The organism is Actinacidiphila oryziradicis (assembly GCF_005047355.1).
Taxonomy (GTDB): domain Bacteria; phylum Actinomycetota; class Actinomycetes; order Streptomycetales; family Streptomycetaceae; genus Actinacidiphila; species Actinacidiphila oryziradicis.
This window is the reverse complement of sequence record NZ_SUMC01000002.1, coordinates 205,759-226,265: the sequence shown is the minus strand read 5'-3', so window position 1 is coordinate 226,265 and position 20,507 is coordinate 205,759. Positions and strand designations below refer to the sequence as shown.

Here is a 20,507-nt window from a genome sequence, read left to right as displayed (position 1 = left end):
GCCGCCACGGCGCGAGGCGAAACGGCGTCGTCCGGCGGTGCGGAACCGGCAGTAGCCAGTTGGGTTGCGTGGCCGGAACAAACTTCGAGGCCATGGAGGTGCGGCCATGAGCGCCATCTCAACGGTTCAGACCGTGGGCCTGAATCACCTCGCGGCCGACGACCTGTCGGCGTTCGGGCGGGATCCGTGGTGGCTGATCCTGCTGAAGGCGGTCTTCTGCTTCGCGTTCCTGATGCTGACCGTGCTCTTCTCGATCGTCTGGGAACGCAAGGTCGTCGCCTGGATGCAGCTGCGGATCGGCCCCAACCGGCACGGCCCCTGGGGCATGCTCCAGTCGCTCGCCGACGGCATCAAGCTGATGCTGAAGGAAGACATCGTCGTCAGGCGGGCCGACAAGCTGGTCTACGTCCTCGCGCCGATCGTGGCGGCCGTCCCGGCCTTCATGGCGATCGCGGTGATCCCCTTCGGGCCGTCCGACAACGAGGTCTCGATCTTCGGGCACCGCACCCCGATGCAGCTGACCGATCTGCCGATCGGCATCCTCTACATCCTGGCCACCGCGTCCATCGGCATCTACGGCATCGTGCTGGCCGGCTGGTCGTCCGGCTCGACGTACCCGCTCCTGGGCGGACTGCGCTCCTGCGCCCAGATGATCTCGTACGAGATCGCGATGGGTGTCGCCTTCGCGTCGGTCTTCCTCTACTCCGGCTCGATGTCGACCTCGACGATCGTCGAGGCGCAGCAGAACCGCTGGTACATCGTGCTGCTCCCGGTCTCCTTCCTCATCTACATCGCCACGATGGTCGGCGAGACCAACCGCGCCCCCTTCGACATGCCGGAGTCCGAGGGCGACCTGGTCGGCGGCTTCAACACCGAGTACTCGTCGATCAAGTTCGCGCTGTTCATGCTCGCCGAGTACGTCAACATGGTCACCGTCTCGGCGGTCGCGACCACCCTCTTCCTGGGCGGCTGGCGGGCCCCGTGGCCCATCAGCACCTTCTGGGAGGGCGCGAACCACGGTTGGTGGCCGATGCTGTGGTTCGTCATCAAGGTGCAGCTGCTGCTCTTCTTCTTCATCTGGCTGCGCGGCACCCTCCCAAGGGTGCGGTACGACCAGCTGATGAAGCTGGGCTGGAAGGTCCTCATCCCGGTCTCGGTGGTCTGGCTGATGCTGGTCGCCACGGTCCGGGCGTTGCGGAACGAGAACTACAACTTCCAGTCGATCCTGCTCTACGTCGGCGGGGCGGTTCTAGGGCTGCTGCTCATCTCCCTCATCGTCGATGTCTTCCGGGACCGCGAGGAGAAGGAGCGCGAGGCGGCCGAGAAGCTCGCGCCACCGGTCGAGTTCGACCCGATGGCGGGCGGCTTCCCCGTGCCACCGCTGCCCGGCCAGACGCTGCCGCCGGTGCCCCGACGTCGTTCCCGCCATGATCGCGAGCTGATTGTCAGTGGTGGCCCCAATACTGACAGTGACGGAAAGGAGGCCGACGATGCCTGACGGTACTGTCCCGGGGAAGCCCCCCCGGCCCCCCCTGCTTGGCCCGGTCGCGGGCTTCGGCGTGACCTTCAAGGCCATGTTCAAGAAGCGGCTGACCGAGCAGTACCCCGAGGTGAAGAAGCCCACCGCTCCCCGCTTCCACGGCCGCCACCAGCTCAACCGGCACCCGGACGGGCTGGAGAAGTGCATCGGCTGCGAGCTGTGTGCCTGGGCCTGCCCGGCCGATGCGATCTATGTCGAGGGCGCCGACAACACGGAAGAGGAGCGTTACTCCCCCGGCGAGCGGTACGGCCGGGTCTACCAGATCAACTACGCGCGCTGCATTCTGTGCGGGCTGTGCATCGAAGCGTGCCCGACCCGGGCGCTGACGATGACGAATGAGTACGAACTCGCCGACAGCAGCCGCGAATCGCTGATCTTCACGAAGGAGCAGCTGCTCGCCGGGCTGGAGGAGACCATGGTCGACTCGCCCCACGCCATTTACCCCGGGATGGACGAGCAGGACTATTACCGCGGCCTGGTCACCGAGGCCGCCCCCGGCACGGTGCGCCAGGTGGCGTGGAGCAAGGGCGAAGTGCCCGAATCCGAGCCCGCGGCCGGGGCCGAGCCGGGCGTGCGCGTTCCGCCCACCGGGGGCGCGGCGCCCGCCGGGACAGGAGGCGAGGCATGAGCACCACCGCGACGCTCGCAGCGGTAGCGAGCACCACCTCGACCGGCGAAGCGGTGCAGTTCTGGCTGCTCGGGACCGTCGCCGTGCTGGGCGCGCTCGGTACGGTACTGATGAAGAGGGCCGTGCACAGCGCGCTGTCGCTGGCCGGGACGATGATCGTGCTGGCCGTCTTCTATCTCGCGGAAGGCGCGTACTTCCTCGGCATCGTGCAGATCGTCGTCTACACCGGCGCGATCATGATGCTCTTCCTCTTCGTGGTCATGCTGGTCGGCATCACCGCCGCCGACTCGCTCAAGGAGACCCTAAAGGGCCAGCGCTGGCTGGCCGCCGCATGCGGCGTCGGTTTCGGGATCCTGCTGATCGCCGGCATCGGCAACGCCAAGCTGAACACCTTCGCCGGACTCGGCCAGGCCAATGCGGGCGGCAATGTCCAGGGCCTGGCCGCCCTGATCTTCACCAAGTACGTATGGGCCTTCGAGATCACCGGCGCCCTGCTGATCACCGCGGCGGTCGGGGCGATGGTCCTCACCCACCGCGAGCGGACCGAGGAGCGTCAGACCCAGCGCGAGCTCGCCGAGCTGCGGGTGCGCGAGAACATCCAGGTCCCCCCGCTGCCCGCGCCCGGCGTGTACGCACGGCACAACGCGGTGGACATCCCCGGCCTGCTGCCCGACGGCACCCCGTCCGAGTTGACCGTCAATGCCACGCTGCGCGGACGCGGCCAGATCCGTGATGTGTCGGGCGAGCCCCTGACCGGCGTCGCCGAGCTCGAAACGCGCGCGCACAACTGGCTGGAACGGGTCCACACCGAGGCGGAGGAGGGAGCGAAGTGAATCCGGTCAACTACGTGTATCTGTCGGCGCTGCTGTTCAGCATCGGCGCGGCCGGGGTGCTGATCCGGCGAAATGCGATCGTCGTCTTCATGTGCGTCGAGCTGATGCTGAACGCGTGCAATCTGGCGTTTGTCACTTTCTCCCGGCTGCACGGCAATCTCGACGGCCAGGTCATCGCCTTCTTCACGATGGTTGTCGCCGCCGCCGAGGTGGTCGTCGGCCTGGCGATCATTGTGACGATCTTCCGCTCCCGTCACTCGGCTTCGGTCGACGACGCCAGCCTGATGAAGCTGTAAGGGGTCGAACCTGTGTCAACTCTCATCGGATTGCTCGTCCTGGCGCCACTGCTGGGCTCGGGCGTCCTGCTGACCGGCGGCCGGCGGCTGGACCGCGCCGGGCACTGGATCGGCACCCTGTTCGCGGGTGTCTCCTTCGTCCTCGCCGTGGTGCTCTTCGCCGGCATGCTGGGCCGCTCCGGGGAGAACCGGGCGCTGCACTCCCACCTCTTCAGCTGGGTGCCGGTCGGCGGCTTCCGGGCGGATGTCGCCTTCCAGCTGGACCAATTGTCGATGACATTCGTGCTGCTGATCACCGGTGTGGGCACGCTGATCCACATCTATTCGATCGGCTACATGGAGCACGACGAGCGCCGCCGCCGCTTCTTCGGCTACCTCAACCTCTTTCTCGCGGCGATGCTGCTGCTCGTCCTCGCGGACAACTACCTGCTGCTGTACGTCGGCTGGGAGGGCGTCGGCCTCGCCTCCTATCTGCTGATCGGCTTCTGGCAGCACAAGCCGAGCGCCGCGACGGCTGCCAAGAAGGCGTTCATCGTCAACCGCGTCGGCGATGTGGGCCTGTCGATCGCGATCATGCTGATGTTCACCACCTTCGGGACCTTCGCCTTCGGCCCGGTGCTCTCACACGTCGGTGAGGCCAAGCACGCCACGGTCACCGGTATTGGTTTCATGCTTCTGCTCGCCGCCTGCGGCAAGTCGGCCCAGGTGCCGCTGCAGAGCTGGCTCGGTGACGCGATGGAGGGCCCGACCCCCGTCTCGGCGCTGATCCACGCGGCGACGATGGTGACCGCCGGGGTGTATCTGATCACCCGGTCCGGGGCGATCTTCAACGCCTCGCCGGACGCACAGATGGCGGTGGTGACCGTGGGCGCGGTCACGCTGCTCTTCGGCGCGATCGTCGGTTGCGCGAAGGACGACATCAAGAAGGCGCTCGCCGGTTCCACGATGTCGCAGATCGGCTACATGATCCTCGCGGCAGGGCTCGGACCGATCGGCTATGTCTTCGCGATCATGCACCTGGTCACCCACGGCTTCTTCAAGGCCGGGCTCTTCCTGGGTGCCGGTTCGGTCATGCACGGCATGAACGACGAGGTCGACATGCGCAAGTACGGGGGCCTGCGCAAGTACATGCCGGTCACTTTTGTGACGTTCGGGCTCGGCTATCTCGCCATCATCGGCTTCCCGGGGCTGTCCGGCTTCTTCTCCAAGGACAAGATCATCGAGGCTGCCTTCGCCAAGGGCGGCACCGAGGGCTGGGTCCTCGGCGGCGCGGCTCTGCTGGGCGCGGCCATCACCGCCTTCTATATGACCCGCGTGATGCTGATGACCTTCTTCGGCGAGGAACGGTGGCGTACGACGCCGTCGCCGGACGCGCCGAGCGCGGAGCCGGCGGCCGGGACCCGTGGCGAGCACGCCGTGCCGCATCCGCACGAGTCGCCGAAGTCGATGACCATCCCGATGATCGTCCTCGCTTTCGGCTCCGTCTTCGCCGGTGGGCTTTTCAGCATCAACAGTGCCTTCGTGAAGTGGCTGGAGCCGGTCACCGGCCACACCGAGGGCAATTCGCCGGTCGGCGCCGGGACCGTCACGGCGGCCACCATGGTCGTGCTGCTCCTCGGCGCGGGACTTGCCTGGGCCGTCTACGGACGCAACCCCGTACCGGCGACCGCCCCGCGCGGGAGCCTGCTGACCCGCGCGGCCCGGCGTGACCTGCTTCAGGACGACTTCAACCATGTGGCGCTGGTCCTGCCCGGTGAGTACCTCACCCGGGGCCTGGTGTACCTCGACCACTCGGTCGTCGACGGGGTGGTCAACGGCACGGCGGCCGCTGTCGGTGGTCTGTCGGGCCGGATGCGCCGGCTGCAGAACGGCTACGTCCGCTCCTACGCGGTCTCGATGCTCGGCGGTGCGGCGGTCCTGGTCGCGGCGACTCTCCTCATGAGGTCGGTGTCATGAAGCGTTCCCATCTCACGACGAGTTCCACGACTCTCACGACGAGTCCCACGACGAGGGCGGTCGGTCAACGATGAGCTTTCCTCTCCTTACCGCGACGGCCGTGCTGCCTGCGGTCGGCGCGATCGTCACCGCCGCCGTCCCGGCCGCCCGCCGTACCGGCGCCAAGTGGCTGGCGCTCGGCTTCTCCCTGGCGACGCTCGTCCTGGCTGCGATCATCGTCGTACGGTTCGATCCGGGCGGCGAGCGGTATCAGCTCACCGAATCGCACGCCTGGATCAAGGACTTCGGGGTCCGCTACGAGCTGGGTGTGGACGGCATCGCTGTCGCGCTGATCGGGCTGACGGCACTGCTGATCCCGTTCATCATCGCCGCGGGCTGGCATGACGCGGACCCGTTGGAAGACGTCAACCCCAACCGCCGCTGGCGGCCGACGCAGGGCTTCTTCGCGCTGATCCTGGGCGTGGAGGCGATGGTGGTGCTCTCCTTCGAGGCCACCGATGTCTTCCTCTTCTACATCTTCTTCGAGGCCATGCTCATCCCGATGTACTTCCTCATCGGCGGCTTCGGGGACCGTGCCCATGCGCACGGCGAGGAGGAGGCGGCGCGCCAGCGCAGCTACGCCGCCGTGAAGTTCCTGCTCTACAACCTGGTCGGCGGCCTGATCATGCTGGCCGCCGTCATCGGCCTGTACGCGGCCACTGCCCACCAGCTCGGCACCGGCACCTTCTCCCTCCAGGAGATCCTGCAGGCGCGGGCGGCCGGCAAGCTGCACTTCGCGACGACCACCGAGCGGTGGCTCTTCCTGGGCTTCTTCTTCGCCTTCGCGGTGAAGGCGCCGCTGTGGCCGCTGCACACCTGGCTGCCGAACGCGATGGGGGAGTCGACGGCGCCGGTGGCCGTGCTGATCACGGCGGTCGTCGACAAGGTCGGCACCTTCGCGATGCTTCGCTACTGCCTCCAGCTCTTCCCGGAGGCGAGCAAGTGGGCGACACCGGTGATCGTGGTGCTGGCGGTGATCGGCATCATCTACGGGGCGCTGCTCGCGATCGGTCAGCGGGACATCAAACGGCTGGTCGCCTATGCGTCGATCTCGCACTTCGGCTTCATCATCCTGGGCATCTTCGTGATGACCACCCAGGGCCAGGCCGGGGCCACGCTCTACATGGTCAACCACGGGATCTCGACCGCCGCCCTGATGCTGGTGGCCGGCTTCCTGATCGGCCGGCGCGGCTCGCGGCTCATCGCCGACTTCGGCGGTGTGCAGAAGGTGGCGCCGGTCCTGGCGGGCACCTTCCTGGTCGGTGGGCTCGCCACCCTCTCGCTGCCCGGGCTGGCGCCCTTCGTCAGTGAATTCCTCGTCCTGGTCGGCACCTTCAGCCGTTACCCGGCGCTCGGGATCGTCGCCACAGCGGGCATCGTGCTGGCGGCACTCTATGTACTGATCCTCTATCAGCGGACGATGACCGGCCCGGTGAAGGCGGGCATCCACGGCATGCCGGATCTGCGGGTCCGGGAACTGCTCGTGGTGGCACCGCTGATCGCGCTGCTGCTCTTCCTGGGCGTTTACCCGAAGCCGGTGACCGACATCGTGAATCCGGCGGTCAAGCAGACCCTCTCCGATGTGCACAAGACCGACCCCAAGCCCGCTGTGGAGGCTGTGAAGTGAGCGCCACGGGAACAATTGTCCACAGCCTGTGGACAAGCGCGGCAGCGACTCCCGCCGCCGACAAGATCACTCCGCCGAAGATCGAGTACGCCCAGCTCGCCCCGACCCTGATCGTCTTCGGCGCGGCGGTCCTCGGGATCCTCCTGGAGGCCTTCCTGCCCCGCCGCTCCCGCTATCTCGCCCAACTGGGCGTGAGCGTGGTCGGTCTGGCCGCCGCCTTTGCCGCCGTCATCGCTCTGGCCGCCGATGGTTACGCCTCCACCAAGGCCCATATCGCCGCCATGGGCGCCGTGGCCGTCGACGGCCCGGCGCTCTTCCTGCAGGGCACGATCCTGCTGGTCGGCCTCGTCGGGGTCTTCACCTTCGCCGAGCGCCGCCTCGACCCCAAGGCGCACGGCCGGCACGTCGACTCCTTCGCCGCCCAGGGCTCCGCGATTCCCGGCGGCGACGCCGAGAAAGTCGCCGTGAAGGCCGGCTTCACCACCACCGAGGTCTTCCCGCTGCTGCTCTTCGCCATCGGCGGCATGCTGATCTTCCCGGCGGCGAACGATCTGCTGACGCTCTTCATCGCCCTTGAGGTCTTCTCCCTGCCGCTCTACCTGCTGTGCGCGCTGGCGCGGCGCCGGCGGGTGCTGTCCCAGGAGGCCGCGGTCAAGTACTTCCTCCTCGGCGCCTTCTCCTCCGCCTTCCTGCTCTTCGGCATCGCTCTGCTGTACGGCTATTCCGGCACCGTCACCTACTCCGGCATCGCCGACGTCATCGACGGCTCCGCCAAGCTCACCCCGGCGCTCGCCGCCACGACCGGCAACGACGCGCTGCTGCTGATCGGCGCCGCGCTCGTCGTGATGGGCCTGCTCTTCAAGGTCGGTGCCGTCCCCTTCCACATGTGGACGCCGGATGTCTACCAGGGCGCCCCCACGCCCGTCACCGGCTTCATGGCGGCGGCGACCAAGGTGGCCGCGTTCGGTGCGCTGCTGAGGCTGCTCTACGTCGTCCTCCCGGGGCTGAGGTGGGACTGGCGGCCGGTGATGTGGGGCGTCGCCATACTCACGATGCTGCTCGGCGCGATCGTCGCCGTGACGCAGACCGATGTGAAACGGCTCCTCGCGTACTCCTCCATCGCGCACGCGGGCTTCATCCTCTCCGGGGTCATCGCGACTTCGGAGGACGGCGTCTCGTCGGTGCTCTTCTACCTGGCGGCGTACTCGTTTGTGACGCTGGGCGCCTTCGCCGTGGTGACGCTGGTCCGCGACGCCGATGGCGAGGCGACCCACCTTTCGCGCTGGGCCGGGCTCGGGCGGCGTTCGCCGCTGGTCGCGGCCGTGTTCGCGGTGTTCCTGCTGGCCTTTGCCGGTATCCCGCTGACCAGCGGCTTCGCCGGAAAGTTCGCGGTCTTCAAGGCGGCGGCGGAGGGCGGGGCGATGCCCCTGGTGATCGTCGGTGTGATCTCGTCGGCCATCGCCGCGTTCTTCTACATCCGGGTGATCGTGCTGATGTTCTTCAGCGAGCCGAAGGCCGACGGTCCGACAGTGGCGGTCGCGAGCCCGCTGACGTACACGGCCATCGGGATCGGGGTCGCGGTGACGCTGGTGCTCGGTGTCGCACCGCAGTACTTCCTGGACCTGGCAGGGCAGGCTGGGGTCTTCGTGCGGTGACCGCTGCGGGTGGCGGTGCCCCAGGACCGGATCGGTCGGTCCCGGGGCGCCCGTTTCCGTGGCGAAACGGGGTCGATGAGGCCGAGGTGACGGGTCGCGGTGGCGCCGGGCCTGAGGTGCCGTACCGGGGAAGTAGTGGAAGCGTGGAATTCGGAAGCCGTCGATCTGGCTCTCCGGCCAGAACGGCGGGTCTCCTTCCGGAAGGAGCCCGACATGACCAGTCACATCAGCGGTACGGGCAGAGGCCACGCCCCGAGGACCACACGCACAGAGTTCGCGGCCGGGTGGACCGTGGTCGCGGCGGTTCTGATGATCTTCGGCGGCATCATGGCGATTTTCGAGGGCGTCGCCGCGATCGCCAAGGACGCTGTCTTCATCGCCACGCCCAACTACACCTTCCAGTTCAACCTGACCAGCTGGGGCTTCATCCACATCGTCCTCGGCGCTCTGGTCGCCGTCGCCGGGTTCGCGCTGCTCAGCGGGATGCTGTGGGCGCGGGTGGTCGGCGTAGTGCTCGCCGGGCTCAGCATGCTCGCCAACTTCATGTGGCTGCCGTATGCCCCGGTCTGGGCCATCGTGTTGATCGCGGTGGACGCCTTCATCATCTGGGCCCTGTGCGCCCCGAGGACAGACGCGCAGGTCTGATGCCGCCGTCCGGCCCGCTACGCGTTCGAGAAGACGCACGCCTATGCCAACCATGTCGGCCTGTTCGCCAGGGAGATCGGCCCCAGCGGCGAGCAACTGGGCAATTTCCCGCCGGCGTTCACCCATCCGTCTCTCATCATGGTCGCCACCACCCTTGACGACGTCAGGGCATTTCGGGCCAGGGGAGGTGCTTCGTGGCCGCCGGGCTGGGCAGGCGCGCTGATGCGGCCCTCACCGGCGCGCGACCGCCCCGGGGGACCGCGTGCCGAACCGGTGCCGGCCGCGCAATCAAGCCACCTCTGCCCAGAGGTGGGCAGAGGGTACGCGCCCACTGTGATCCAGGGAGGACCGGATAGGCTGCCTCCGGTGACAGCGACACATCGACATTCCAGGTGATCGTCCGCAGAACAGGAGTACCCCTCGTGACGACCGTCGTCGGGCCCTTCGGGCTGAGCGTGCGGGACCCGGCACTTGAGGCCGACGTCCTAGCCGGTCTGTCAGCCGTCGAGGAAGGCCTGTTGGAGGCCACCAAGAGCGATGTGCCCTTCATTACCGAGGCCGCCCGGCATCTCATGCAGGCCGGTGGCAAGCGGCTCCGGCCGATGCTGGTGATGCTGGCGGCGCAGTTCGGTGACCCGTACGCGCCGGGTCTCGTACCCGCCGCCGTGGTTGTGGAGCTGACGCATCTGGCGACGCTCTACCACGACGATGTGATGGACGAGGCGGACGTACGGCGCGGAGTGCCCAGCGCGAATGCCCGCTGGGACAATTCCGTTGCCGTGCTGACCGGTGACTTCCTCTTCTCCAAGGCCTCGCAGATCCTGGCCGACCTGGGCCCGGAAGCCGTACGGATCCAGGCTCAGGCGTTCGAGCGGCTGGTGACCGGCCAGATCCTGGAGACGGTCGGCCCGCGCGACGGCCGCGACCACATCGAGCACTACCTGGAAGTGATCGCGGGCAAGACGAGCTCGCTGATCGCCGTGGCGGCCCGCTTCGGGGCGATGATGTCCGGCGCGGACGAGACGGTCGTCGACATCCTGACGCAGTACGCGGAACGGCTCGGGACGGCCTTCCAACTGGCGGACGACGTCCTGGACATCGCGAGCGACAGCCACGAGTCCGGCAAGACGCCGGGAACGGACCTGCGGGAGGGCATCCCGACGCTGCCGGTACTGCACCTGCGCGCGTCGGCGCCCTCCACCGCCGACGACCAGCGGCTGCGGGAGCTGCTGGACGGCGACCTCACGGACGACGGCCGCCACGCGGAGGCGCTGCGGTTGCTGAGAGCCCACCCGGCGTTGGAACAGGCCCGCAGGGACACCGTGCGCTACGCGGACGAGGCGCGGGCGTCCCTGGTGCCACTGCCGTCGTGCCCGGCGAAGCAGGCCCTGGAGGGCCTGTGCGACGCCGTGGTGCACCGCGCGGGCTGACGGGCTGCCGCCCGGGGGGCTGCGGGGCTGGGCGCCGGGGTGACCGGCCGGAGCGGGCCGGCTCCGGTGACCGTCAGGTGTCGACGGTCACCAGAGTCGTCCCGGTCGACGTACGGACCTCGAAATGGGCGATGTCCTTGCGCGCGAAGCCGGTGCCGCCCTCCACGACGAGCGGGTCCGGATGGCCCGGCACGCCGTAACCGGCCGCGGGTACCGACCAGGTGGAGACGGTCTCCTGCTCGCCGTCCTTCGACACGGCGACGAGATAGCACTTCTGCGGCCCCTTGGCGCCGCGCAGCGTCAGGCTGACGTCGGTACCCCAGCCCTTGTCGACCATGCTGACGACAGCGACCGCCCCTGACGCGACGTCAGCGGCCCTCGCGACGGCCGCCGCACTCGGGGTGGCGGCGGAGACGGTGGAGCCGGAGCCGGAAGGGGAGCCGGAGGAGCTGACGGAGGCCGCGATGACCGGCCCGCCGATGATCAGTGCGGCGGCCGCGGCGACCAGCACGAAACGTTTGCGCCGCTTACGGGCACGCTCCTCGGAAACCTCCCGCATGAGCCGCTCGAGCAGATCCGGGCTCGGCGAGGCCATCGGATCGGCCACCCCGGCCGCGTACTCGGCGAGGAGCGGCCCGAGCCCGGAGAGGGAGTCGAGCTCGGCGCCACAGGCGTCGCAGTCGGCGAGATGGAACTCGAAGCGGGTGGCGTCGGCGTCGTCCAGGACGCCGAGCAGATAGGCACCGACGGAGTCGCAGTAGGGCGATGCGGAAGGGACTGAATTGTGGAAAGGGTCGTAGGGGCCGGGGCCGGTCATGAGGTGGTCACGCCCCGCTCCTCGAGGGCGAGCTTCAATGAGCGCATGGCGTAGAAGATCCGTGTCCGGACAGTGGCGGGCGGCAGCCCCAGGGCGGCGGCTGCCTCGTTGACCGTACGGCGTCGCAGATACGTCTCGGTGAGCACCGTGCGGTGTTCCGCGCTCAGCGCCTCCATGGCGTCGGAGGCGGACATGAGACGCAGGACATTGCCGACCTGGTCGTCGACGGCAGTCAGGCGTGGGGGCGCGCCGCCGTAGACCATCCGCCGCGCGACGGTGACGAGCCAGGGCCGGACGGGCCCGGTTACGCCGCTGCGCCAGGCGTGCAGGAGGGTCTCCTGGACGACGTACTCGGCACGCTGCCGATCGCCGTCCACTAACTGCATGACGTACGTGAGCAAGGGGCCGGCATGTTCCCGGTGAAGGGTGCGGATCAGCTGCTCGTCTGGGTCCGCGCCGTGACGAGATTCGGTCACCACCGCATCTTCGCCTACGTCGAACCTCCAGGTCGAGACCGCCAAATGGACAAACATGTTCGGCATCGAAGAGTGTTCAAACATCCGTGCATGACATACATCCCGAATCCGGGGTGAATCTCACCACAGTGCCGTCACATGTCCTGCACAAGAAGCACCCGGATCCGCCATGGGAGGGGCCCGCTATGAATAACGTCACGCGGCGAAGTACCCCGAACCGATGGAGCGGAACCGAAGCCGCACCACCCGTACACGCCTCGGGGTCTGTCATCCCGGCGGCGTACACCGGGTTGATCCCGTCGGCTGATGTGCCGGAGCGGTTGTTTTGATGTGATTGACACACCACCAGACGGCGGACCGGGTGGACAATGGGTGGAACCGCCGTACCGACGGAGGCAGGTAGACGATGACAAGGATCGAACCGGTACATCTCACAGGGGACAACGGGGACCCGCAGGACAGCCGCCGCAACAGCGCACGCAGCAAGGCGGTGCGTTTCGCCGTTCCGGTGGTTGCGGCCGGGGTCGCCGCGGCGACCGTCGGGCTGGTCCCCGCTCTGGCCAGCGCGGGCAGCCCCAGCCTTCCCGGCATCACGGCACAGAAGTTGATCGAGAAGATCGCGGCCTCCGACACCCAGACGGTGACGGGCACGGTGAGGTTCACCACCGACCTCGGGCTGCCCTCCCTTCTCACCAGCGCCGCCTCGGGCAGCGGCACAAGCCCGTTCGCCGGCGCCGCGAGCGCCGCCACGAACGGCAAGAGCGGCAGCTCGGCCGCCGACCCGCAGCAGCAGCTCGTCCAGCTGCTGTCCGGAACCCACACCCTGCAGGTCGCGGCCGACGGGCCGCAGAAGCAGAAGGTGTCCATCATCGAGAACGCCGCCGAGTACAGCCTCATCCACAACGGCGACGAGACGTGGGCCTACGACAGCAAGACCAACGAGGCGTACCACGCCACCGCGCCCAAGGGCACCTCCAAGGCCCAGCAGAAGCAGACGCCCTCCTCGGGCCTGCCCAGCACCCCGCAGGAAGCCGCTCAGCAGGCCCTCAAGGCCGTCGACAGCACCACGGCGGTCTCGGTCGACGGCACCGCCAAGGTCGCGGGCCGGGACGCGTACCAGCTGCTGATCAAGCCCAAGCAGTCCGGCACCACGGTCGGGTCGGTGCGTATCGCGGTCGATTCCGCCACCGGTGTCCCGCTGAAGTTCACCCTGCTCCCCGCGAGCGGTGGAAAAGCGGTGGTCGACGTCGGCTTCACCAAGGTGGACTTCGGCAAGCCCGCGGCCGGCACCTTCGCCTTCACCGCGCCCAAGGGCGCCAAGGTGACGACCGAGAAGGCCGGCACCTCCGCGCTCAAGGACGCCCAGAAGAACAACCAGCGCACCGCCCAGGACGCCCTCTCCGGCCTCAATGTCCTCGGCCAGGGCTGGAGTTCCATCGCCGAGCTCAAGTCCGGCACCGGGACTTCGGCGTCCGGCAGCACGAGCAATTCCATGCTGAGCGACTTCGGCAAGGCCGTCCACGGCAACTTCGGCTCCGGCACCCTGGTCAGCACCCGCCTGGTCAATGCCCTCATCACCGACAAGGGCACGGTCTTCGTCGGCGCTGTCAGCCAGGACGCCCTTGTCAAGGCCGCCAACGCCGCCAAGTAGCAGCCAGGCAACCGAAGCAACCGGGAGCACGATGGAGGAGCAGGTGCCGGAGGCCGACGGGGCGGAAGGGCCGGGCGGGGGCGGCCCGGTGATCGTCACCCGCGGCCTCGTGAAGCGCTACCGCGGCACGCTCGCCGTCGACGGGCTCGACCTCACGGTGCCGCGCGGCAGCGTCTTCGGCTTCCTGGGCCCCAACGGCTCGGGCAAGACGACGACCATCCGCATGCTCATGGGCCTGATCGAGCCGACCTCCGGCACCGCCCGGCTCCTCGGCGAGCCCATGCCGCGCGCCGTCCGCACCGTACTGCCCCGTGTCGGCGCCCTCATCGAGGGACCGGCGCTCTACGGGTTCCTCTCCGGCCGCGACAATCTGCTCCGCTACGACGCCGTCGACCCGACCGCCGACCCGCGCACCAGAGCGGCCCGGGTCGGCGAGGCGCTGGCCAGGGTCGGGCTGGCGGCGGCGGCCGGCAAGAAGGCCCGGGCGTACTCGCTGGGGATGAAGCAGCGCCTCGGGCTGGCCGCCGCCCTGCTCCAGCCGCGGGAGCTGCTGATCCTCGACGAGCCGACCAACGGCCTGGACCCGCAGGGCATGCGCGAGATCAGATCCCTGGTGCGCGAGCTGGCGGCCGACGGCACCACCGTCTTCCTCTCCTCGCACCTCCTCGACGAGATCGAGCAGGTCTGCACCCATGCCGCGGTCATGTCCCGCGGCCGTCTCATCACCCAGGGCACGGTCGACGCACTCGCTGCCCGCAGCCGTCTCGCGGTGACCACCCCGGATCCCGCGGATGCCACCCGGGTCCTCAAGGAACACGGAGTCACGGATCTGACCACCCTCGACGACAAGGTCACCGGAGAGCTCCCCGCCTCCGATCCGCCCGACCTGGCCGACATCAACGCCGCCCTCGTCACCGCCGGCGTAAGGGTCCGGGCCTTCGGGGTCGAACGGGCCTCGCTGGAGGATGTGTTCGTAAGCCTGACGGGGGAGGGCTTCGATGTCGCGGGCTGAGGCGGCGGCGGACGCGGCGGCAGGGACGGCAACACCGCCGAGGCCGGTAAGGCTCAGCTGGACCCTGGGCCTCTTCCGCAGCGAAGCGGTCATCGTCTTCCGCCGCTGGCGCACCCTCGCCCTCTTCGCCGTACTCGCCGCAGTCCCCATCCTCATCGGGATCGCCGTGAAGATCGAGTCCAGCGGCGGCGGATCGGTCGACGGAGGCCGGGGCGGCGGCCCCGCCTTCATCACCCAGGTCACCAACAACGGCCTTTTCCTGGTTTTCACCTCCCTCGCCGTGACCCTGCCCATCTTCCTTCCCATGGCCATCGGCGTCGTCGCGGGCGACTCGATCGCCGGCGAGGCCAGTTCGGGCACCCTGCGCTATCTCCTGGTGGCCCCGGCCGGGCGCACTCGCCTGCTCCTTGCCAAGTACGTCTCCGTACTGGCCTTCTGCCTCGCCGCGACCCTCGTGGTCGCCGCCTGCGCGCTCCTCGTCGGCGCGATCCTCTTCCCGCTGGGCGACGTGACCCTGCTGTCCGGCACGACGGTCCCGTTCTCCGAAGGCCTGCTGCGGGCCCTGCTGATCGCCGTCGCCGTCGCGGCCTCCCTCGTCGGCATCGCCGCGCTGGGCCTCTTCGTATCGACGCTCACCAATAGCGGCATCGCCGCCATGGCCACGACGATCGGCCTGCTCATCACCGTCCAGATCGTCGACACCATCCCCCAGCTCCAGGCGGTGCAGCCGTACCTCTTCACGCACTACTGGCTGAGCTTCGCCGACATCCTCCGCGACCCCGTCTACTGGGACGACCTCCGCAGCAACCTCATCCTGCAGGCCGTCTACGCCGTCGTCTTCGGCTCTGCCGCCTGGGCGCGGTTCACCACCCGGGACATCACCGTCTGAGCGGCGGGCAGCGGAACGCTCAGTGCCGGGCGGGCGTACCGCCGGGGCCTGGGAGCACGGACCGGGGCGGGGTGTCGGCCGCGGCGGCGCGCAGGGCGATCCGGGTGCGGCGGGCGGTGCGGAGGGCGTCGCCGGTCATCAGGGTCAGGGCGGCCCAGACGAGGGCGAAGCCGGCCCAGCGCGCCGGGGACATGGACTCGTGGAAATAGGTGAGCCCGAGCAGGAACTGGAACACCGGGGCGAGGTACTGCAGCAGGCCCATCGTGCTCAGCGGGATGCGGATGGCGGCGGCGCCGAAGGCGACGAGGGGAATGGCGGTGATGACGCCGGAGGCTGCGAGGAGCGAGGCGTGGGCGGGCCCGTGGGTCGCGAAGGTCGAGTCGCCGCGGACGCCCAGGACGATGAGGAAGAGGAGGGCAGGGAGGAACTGGACCGAGGTCTCGGCGGCGAGGGATTCGAGGCCGCCCAGGTTGACCTTCTTCTTGATGAAGCCGTAGCTGCCGAAGGAGAAGGCGAGGGTGAGGGCGATCCAGGGCGGCCGCCCGGAGCCGATGGCCAGGACGAGTACGGCGGTGACGCCGATGCCGACAGCGGCCCATTGGGCGGGGCGCAGCCGCTCGTGGAGGACGATGACGCCGAGAGCGATGGTCACCAGCGGGTTGATGAAGTACCCCAGGGAGGTCTCCACGACATGGCCGGAGTTGACGCCCCAGATGTACGTGCCCCAGTTGACGGAGATGACGAGGGCGGCGAGGGCGATCAGGCCGAGACGCTTGGGCTGCCGGAGCAGCTCGGGTATCCAGGCCCAGCGGCGCAGCACCAGGAGCACGACGGCGACGACGACCAGTGACCAGATCATCCGGTGCGCGAGGATCTCCAGCGGGCCGGCCGGTTCGAGGAGGGGGAAGTAGAGCGGGAAGATGCCCCACAGGCCGTAGGCCGCGACTCCGTACGCGAACCCGGCACGCTGGCTGTCCCCCTGGCTGTCCCCCTGGTCGTTCAACGGATCCTCCTTGGACGCGGACGCGGTTGGCAATCTAGGCCCTGTCCGGGCGACCGTAGCGCGCGGGGAGGGTATCCGTCATCTGCTTTCCGCATGACGGTCATGACATGGGAAACGCGAGGTGCGGAGGGGCGGATCAGGCGTTGAGTGCCGCCACGATCGTGTCGGCGAGCGGGGTGGCCGGGCGGCCGATGAGCCGGGACAGGTCGCCGCTGCCGCCGGTCAGAAGGCCCCGCGAGATGCCGGACACATCGACGTCGACCAGGATGTCGACGAGCGGCTCGGGAAGGCCGGCGCCGAGCAGGATGCCCTTGAGCGCCTCGCCGGGCACATCGGTGTAGGTGACCTCCTTGCCGGACTGCTTCGACAGCTCGGCCGCGTACTCCGTGAGGGTCCAGGCACTGTCGCCGCTGAGCTCGTACGCCTTGTTCTCGTGGCCCTCGCCGGTCAGGACGGCAGCAGCGGCGGCGGCGTAGTCGGCTCGCGAGGCGGAACCGACCCTGCCGTCACCGGCGCTGCCGACGACGCCGTGCTCCAGCTGGACGGGGATCTGCGCGGTGTAGTTCTCGGTGTACCAGCCGTTGCGGAGGAAGGTGTACGTCAGGCCGGAGTCGAGGATGGCCTGCTCGGTGACCTTGTGCTCGGCGGCAAGCAGGAAGTCGGCCGCCGGACCGCCGAGGACACCGGTGTAGGCGATCCGGGCGACGCCCCCCTCCTTGGCGGCGTTGACGACGGCGGTGTGCTGCGCGACGCGCCGGCCGACCTCGCTGCCGGAGATCAGCAGCACGATGTCGCCCGCGTGGAAGGCGTCCTTGAGCGTCTCCGGCGCGCTGTAGTCGGCGATCCGGAGCTCGACGCCGCGCGCCGCGATCCCGGCGGCCTTCTCCGCGTCCCGCACGACGGCGGCGACCTGCCCGGCCGGGACGCTGGTCAGCAGTTCCTCGATGACGAGTTGGCCGAGGTGTCCGGTGGCTCCGGCGACAACGATGCTCATGGGCTCTGCTCCTGGGTTCCTCGATTGCGGATGCATTACTAACCATAAGGCGTGCACTAACCATGCGTTAGTACCGACTTTGAAGTAAGGTACTGCCATGGACGTAAGCGAGACACTCCTGCCCGGGATCAACGCGGATGTCAACGCCGCCGCCTGTCCCTCGCGCGTCATGCTCGAACACATCACCAGCCGCTGGGGCGTGCTTGTGCTTGCCGTGCTGCTCGAAGGCACCCACCGCTTCAGCGAGCTGCGTCGCCGGGTCAGCGGGGTGAGCGAGAAGATGCTCGCCCAGACCCTCCAGACCCTGGAGCGGGACGGCCTCGTACGCCGCGAGGCGTACCCCGTCATCCCCCCGCGCGTCGAGTACTCGCTCACCCCGCTCGGTGAGGGTGCCGCCCGGCAGGTCTGGGCCCTGGCCCGCTGGGTAGAGGGCCACGCCCCGGATATCGCCGCCGCCCGCGAGGAATACGACACGCTCAAGGCGCGGAGCTAGCCCTTGGGTCAATGGCCTCTTGTCCCCCCGCTGCGACCGTGGCGCATGGCGCTGGTTCAGTCCGGGGGCTCAGGCCGGAAAGGTCCTGAATGTGCTGCGCAAGGGTGTGGCCCGGTCCGGGCAGACCCGAGGGGTCGGAGCGCCGCGCCGACCTCCACCAAGGCCTCCTGCGGCTGGCAAGCGTTCCGGTGCTGGTGGTCGCCCGCGCCGTCGACACCGCAAGCGGTCGGTATTCGGTCAGGCGTCGGGGAGCCAGTTGCCGTGGAAGCCGGCGGGGGAGATCATCGTGGGCGCGGCTACGTGGATGGGACGGGTGACGGTGAGTTCGCCGCCGGCGTCGGCGCGATGGTAGGTCAGGTACGGGGCGCTCAAGACATGCTGACCACCAACGGCCGACTCGCCCTCGAGTACGGCCTGCGCCTGTACGCGATGCAGGAGGAGTGGGCGCGGCGGGCATCGGGGAGGTCTCCGCCGAGGGTCCCGCGGACGGCTGAGCCGATTGGCACTCACGGCCTCGGCCGCCGGCCGGCCTGGAGCTCACGGATCGCCCGGGCCACGTCGAACGGCAGGATCGTCACCGCCACATCCGGCAGATGGTCCAGCGCCTTGGCCAGCACCTCACCCGTCCCCCGGTGCAGCAGAAAGCCGATCAGTGGTGGATACGCCCGGCGAGGCACCAGCAGCGTCAGCGCTGTGTCCGCGTCCTCGGTGGCCCTGGCGGCGAACTCGACCACCGCGTGCCGCAGCCGCCGGTCCGGGCAGTCGACCAGTTCCAGCGGGACGGTGGTGCTGGGGGAGTCCTGCCAGCGCCGCGCCAGGAGCTTGGCGCGGGGCTCGTCGATGACGAAGTGCACGGCCCGGACCGAGTCCGGGTTGACGGCGTGGGCGTAGCGCAGTGCCTTGACGGTCGCCAGGTCCAGGGCGTCCACGAGTACGTAGATGATGTGGCGCCGCCAGACCGGCAGCTCGCGCTCGCCCACGACGGAGAACGACTCCAGGGCGGCGGCCTCCAGGCGGTACTCGCGGTTGATTCGCATCAGCGCCCACACCCCGAGCGGGAAGATCACAACGACCAGCCAGGCCCCCTCGGTGAATTTCGTGATCGCGAAGATGACCACGACCAGGGCGGAGACGACGGCCGACGCCGCGTTGACGCCGAGCTTCCAGCGGCGCCCTCGCTCGCGCCGTCGCAGGTGGTAGGCGGTCAGCCCGGCGCCGGCCATGGTGAAGGCGGTGAAGACGCCGATGGCGTACAGCGCGACCAGCTTGTCGACATTGGCGCGGGTGACCAGCAGCAGGGCCATCGAGACCGTGGACAGCGCGATGATCCCGTTGGAGAAGGCGAGCCGGTGTCCGCGCCGGGTGAGCCAGCGCGGCAGGAAACGGTCCTCGGCGATAAAGCTGGCCAGGTAGGGAAAGCCGGTGAAGGGGGTGTTGGCGCCGGTGTAGAGGATGAGCGCCGTGGCGAGCTGCATGAAGACCAGCGCGGCCTGGCCGATCCAGCCGTGGCCGAAGACGAGGTGGGCCTCCTGGGCGATCACGGTGGGCGTGCCGGCCCGGTACGGGATGGCGTGGGTGAGGTGGGCCAGCACGGACACTCCGAGCACCAGGACGCCGAGGATGCAGCTCATGGCGATGAGGGTGCGGCGGGCGTTGAGGCCCTGGGGCTCGCGGAAGGCGGAGATGCCGTTGGAGATGGCCTCCAGGCCGGTGAGTGACGAGCCGCCGTTGGCGAAGGACCGCAGCACCATGAACAGGGAGGCGCCGTACAGCCAGCCGTTGCCCGGATGGCCGAGGGGGATGGCGCCGGGGGTGTGGATTTCGGCGTGCGGCAGGCCGCCGGTGGCCCAGCGCACGGCGCCGACCAGCAGCATCGATCCGGCGCCGGCGATGAAGAGATAGGCGGGAAGCGCGAAGACCCGGCCGGCCTCGCGGATTCCGCGCAGGTTGCCGTAGGCGAGCAGGACGATGACGGCGGCGCTGACCGGAAGCTGGAACCGGTCGAGGCGGGGGGAGTAGTCGCCGAGCAGATGGGCGAGCGAGATCAGCGCGTTCGTGCCCGCCGAGACCTGGACGGCGACGGTGACGATGTAGTCGACGAGCAGCGCCACGGAGGCGATCTGCGCGATGTCCGGCCCGAAGTTCTCGCGGGCGACGACATACGAGCCGCCCGCCCGGGTGTAGATCATCACGACGTCGCTGTAGGAGAGCGTGAGCAGCAGCAGGACCAGCAGGATCGCCCCGGTCACCGGCAGCACGAGGGTGAAGGCCGCCACCCCGACAACCGGCACGAGGATGCGGAGCATCTCCTCGGTGCCGTACGCGGTCGACGAGACGCAGTCGGAGGCGAGCACCCCCAGCGCCATGGGGTTGCTGAGCTTCTCGTGCTTCAGCCGCTCGGAGACCAGCGGCGGTCCGAGCAGCAGCAGTTTGAGGCGGTACGACAGCGGGTCGCGGAGGGTCTCGGACTTGCTGGTGGTGGCGGCCATACCCCTAGCAGAACGGCTGCCCGGCCCGGGTGTC

Annotated in this window: 19 protein-coding genes; 13 read left to right on the top strand and 6 right to left on the bottom strand. The window is 69.0% G+C overall.

Annotation, left to right across the window (positions count from 1 at the left end):
- Positions 1-106 precede the first annotated feature (106 nt).
- The 9 genes from nuoH (at position 107) to FCI23_RS03355 (ending at position 10,649) form a co-directional block, all read left to right on the top strand.
- Positions 107-1,498, top strand: a complete 1,392-nt coding sequence (nuoH, locus tag FCI23_RS03395; RefSeq protein ID WP_136721912.1) for an NADH-quinone oxidoreductase subunit NuoH — start codon at positions 107-109, stop codon at positions 1,496-1,498.
- The gene (gene nuoI, locus FCI23_RS03390; RefSeq protein WP_136721911.1) at positions 1,491-2,168 is read left to right on the top strand and encodes an NADH-quinone oxidoreductase subunit NuoI; all 678 of its coding nucleotides are present in this window, start codon (positions 1,491-1,493) and stop codon (positions 2,166-2,168) included. The genes nuoH and nuoI overlap by 8 nt, the downstream gene beginning before the upstream one ends.
- Positions 2,165-3,001 (top strand): NADH-quinone oxidoreductase subunit J, encoded by an 837-nt coding sequence (locus FCI23_RS03385; RefSeq protein ID WP_136721910.1) that lies wholly within the window; start codon positions 2,165-2,167, stop codon positions 2,999-3,001. The genes nuoI and FCI23_RS03385 overlap by 4 nt, the downstream gene beginning before the upstream one ends.
- Entirely contained in the window at positions 2,998-3,297 is a 300-nt protein-coding gene (nuoK, locus tag FCI23_RS03380) for an NADH-quinone oxidoreductase subunit NuoK (RefSeq protein WP_136721909.1), read from the top strand. Before FCI23_RS03385 ends, nuoK begins: the two co-directional genes overlap by 4 nt.
- 12 nt (positions 3,298-3,309) lie before the next feature.
- The gene (gene nuoL / locus FCI23_RS03375) at positions 3,310-5,253 is read left to right on the top strand and encodes an NADH-quinone oxidoreductase subunit L (protein ID WP_136721908.1); all 1,944 of its coding nucleotides are present in this window, start codon (positions 3,310-3,312) and stop codon (positions 5,251-5,253) included.
- A gap of 70 nt (positions 5,254-5,323) precedes the next feature.
- A complete protein-coding gene (locus tag FCI23_RS03370) occupies positions 5,324-6,919 on the top strand; it encodes an NADH-quinone oxidoreductase subunit M (protein WP_136721907.1) in 1,596 nt (531 codons plus the stop codon).
- Complete coding sequence (gene nuoN / locus FCI23_RS03365) at positions 6,916-8,574, top strand: NADH-quinone oxidoreductase subunit NuoN (protein WP_136721906.1); 1,659 nt, start codon at positions 6,916-6,918, stop codon at positions 8,572-8,574. Before FCI23_RS03370 ends, nuoN begins: the two co-directional genes overlap by 4 nt.
- A gap of 213 nt (positions 8,575-8,787) precedes the next feature.
- Complete coding sequence (locus FCI23_RS03360) at positions 8,788-9,219, top strand: DUF7144 family membrane protein (protein ID WP_136721905.1); 432 nt, start codon at positions 8,788-8,790, stop codon at positions 9,217-9,219.
- 422 nt (positions 9,220-9,641) lie between these two features.
- Positions 9,642-10,649 (top strand): polyprenyl synthetase family protein, encoded by a 1,008-nt coding sequence (locus tag FCI23_RS03355; protein ID WP_136721904.1) that lies wholly within the window; start codon positions 9,642-9,644, stop codon positions 10,647-10,649.
- 73 nt (positions 10,650-10,722) lie between these two features.
- Here the strand turns inward: FCI23_RS03355 and FCI23_RS03350 are convergent, their stop codons facing one another.
- Together FCI23_RS03350 and FCI23_RS03345 are read right to left on the bottom strand one after the other, a co-directional pair.
- On the bottom strand, positions 10,723-11,466 hold the full coding sequence (locus tag FCI23_RS03350) for an anti-sigma factor family protein (protein WP_136721903.1): 744 nt from the start codon (positions 11,464-11,466) through the stop codon (positions 10,723-10,725).
- Complete coding sequence (locus tag FCI23_RS03345; RefSeq protein ID WP_136721902.1) at positions 11,463-11,999, bottom strand: sigma factor-like helix-turn-helix DNA-binding protein; 537 nt, start codon at positions 11,997-11,999, stop codon at positions 11,463-11,465. The genes FCI23_RS03350 and FCI23_RS03345 overlap by 4 nt, the downstream gene beginning before the upstream one ends.
- Positions 12,000-12,348: 349 nt before the next feature.
- Here FCI23_RS03345 and FCI23_RS03340 point away from each other — a divergent pair, with 349 nt between their 5' ends.
- The 3 genes from FCI23_RS03340 to FCI23_RS03330 are packed head-to-tail and all read left to right on the top strand — an operon-like array spanning position 12,349 to position 15,494.
- Positions 12,349-13,593, top strand: coding sequence for a LolA family protein (locus tag FCI23_RS03340; protein WP_136721901.1), 1,245 nt, complete (start codon positions 12,349-12,351; stop codon positions 13,591-13,593).
- Positions 13,594-13,624: 31 nt separating this feature from the next.
- Complete coding sequence (locus FCI23_RS03335; protein WP_136721900.1) at positions 13,625-14,605, top strand: ABC transporter ATP-binding protein; 981 nt, start codon at positions 13,625-13,627, stop codon at positions 14,603-14,605.
- The gene (locus FCI23_RS03330; RefSeq protein WP_136721899.1) at positions 14,592-15,494 is read left to right on the top strand and encodes an ABC transporter permease; all 903 of its coding nucleotides are present in this window, start codon (positions 14,592-14,594) and stop codon (positions 15,492-15,494) included. The genes FCI23_RS03335 and FCI23_RS03330 overlap by 14 nt, the downstream gene beginning before the upstream one ends.
- Before the next feature lie 19 nt (positions 15,495-15,513).
- Here the strand turns inward: FCI23_RS03330 and rarD are convergent, their stop codons facing one another.
- Positions 15,514-16,497, bottom strand: coding sequence for an EamA family transporter RarD (rarD, locus tag FCI23_RS03325; RefSeq protein ID WP_136721898.1), 984 nt, complete (start codon positions 16,495-16,497; stop codon positions 15,514-15,516).
- 136 nt (positions 16,498-16,633) lie between these two features.
- The gene (locus FCI23_RS03320; protein WP_136721897.1) at positions 16,634-17,491 is read right to left on the bottom strand and encodes an SDR family oxidoreductase; all 858 of its coding nucleotides are present in this window, start codon (positions 17,489-17,491) and stop codon (positions 16,634-16,636) included.
- A 97-nt stretch (positions 17,492-17,588) separates the two neighbouring features.
- Here FCI23_RS03320 and FCI23_RS03315 point away from each other — a divergent pair, with 97 nt between their 5' ends.
- On the top strand, positions 17,589-17,984 hold the full coding sequence (locus FCI23_RS03315; RefSeq protein ID WP_136721896.1) for a winged helix-turn-helix transcriptional regulator: 396 nt from the start codon (positions 17,589-17,591) through the stop codon (positions 17,982-17,984).
- A 237-nt stretch (positions 17,985-18,221) separates the two neighbouring features.
- Here FCI23_RS03315 and FCI23_RS62260 read toward each other — a convergent pair whose 3' ends face one another.
- Together FCI23_RS62260 and FCI23_RS03310 are read right to left on the bottom strand one after the other, a co-directional pair.
- Positions 18,222-18,356, bottom strand: a complete 135-nt coding sequence (locus FCI23_RS62260) for a hypothetical protein (RefSeq protein ID WP_265737715.1) — start codon at positions 18,354-18,356, stop codon at positions 18,222-18,224.
- A gap of 134 nt (positions 18,357-18,490) precedes the next feature.
- Positions 18,491-20,473, bottom strand: coding sequence for an APC family permease (locus FCI23_RS03310; RefSeq protein ID WP_136721895.1), 1,983 nt, complete (start codon positions 20,471-20,473; stop codon positions 18,491-18,493).
- Between the last annotated feature and the right edge of the window lie 34 nt (positions 20,474-20,507).